Origin of the sequence: Arachidicoccus sp. (assembly GCF_050436765.1) — a bacterium.
Taxonomy (GTDB): Bacteria; Bacteroidota; Bacteroidia; order Chitinophagales; family Chitinophagaceae; genus Arachidicoccus.
The window spans coordinates 1-1136 of sequence record NZ_JBNQGD010000286.1; the positions used below are offsets into that span (position 1 = coordinate 1).

The following is a 1136-nucleotide window of genomic DNA, read 5'->3' on the forward strand; positions in this document are numbered from 1 at the left end:
CAGCTTCGTCTTGTTGTACTACTAAAAAAGCTTCTGCAATAATTACCTTATGTTTGAAACTTATTGAAAAATCACACAGGTTATATTGTGACAAAATAAAATCTTTCACAGGGTACAATTTTATGTGGATAATTGAGAATTCTATGGAAGTTCATAACTGTTTTCCGAAGAAGAAAGCTAAAAATGTAAGCACTTATGACTTTTCTACATTGTACACTTCAATTCCACATGAACAATTAATAGAGAAAATTACTCAAGTAATAACGAAAGCTTTTACAGGTTGTCAATTTGTGAAAGTAAATAAGTATCAGGCATCTTGGACTAACACCAAAAGTACAAAGGGTCTGTACTTTGATTGTCAAGGACTTGTAAAACTCGTAGCTTGGTTAATTGATAACACTTATGTCACAATTGGAGATAGCATATTCAAACAAGTTGTAGGTATACCGATGGGTACAGATTGTGCTCCGTTTTTGGCTAATCTATTTTTGTATGCTTACGAGTTCGAATGGCTAAATAACCTACTAAAACAGAAGAAATATACGATTTTAAATAAGTTTAAAAGGTGTTGTCGTTACATCGATGATCTCTTAACAATTAATAATGATAATCTAATGAAGGTACACAAAAGTAAGATTTACCCACCTGAACTAAAATTGACTTCAGAAGATAAGAAAGAAACAGAAGCAAACTTTTTAGATCTTCATTTACAGATTCAGGATGAGAAACTAACGTATAAACTTTTTGATAAAAGAGATCATTTCGATTTTCACATAGTAAATTTTCCTAATCTTTCAGGTAATATACCAACAAATCAATCTTACGGTGTATTTCTTGCGCAACTAGTACGGTACGCAAGGTGCTGCCAAAAGTTCAGTGATTTTCAACAACGCACCAATAAACTTGTGGAACGACTAGTAAAACAGAAGTTTCTACTTTATAAATTACAAGCCATAGACAAAAACAAGTTCTGTAAGAAGTTTCAGTATTTAATCAAACATTACGGTTCTGAAATTGAGTCATGGACTCCTGATTGTGTTCTTACAGTACAAACGGAAGAAGTATAAGTAGAAAATTTCTCAAGTCACTTTACCTGTCTGTTTAATGTTCCTTTTGTACTTTTATGTTTTTATTTT

General features: G+C 31.7%; 1 protein-coding gene. It reads left to right on the top strand.

Annotated features, from left to right (window positions below; all coding sequences use genetic code 11):
- Positions 1-1067, top strand: a 1067-nt coding sequence (locus ACQR30_RS12385) for a reverse transcriptase domain-containing protein (RefSeq protein ID WP_429735540.1), incomplete at its 5' end; no start/stop codon positions are given.
- Positions 1068-1136 lie beyond the last annotated feature (69 nt).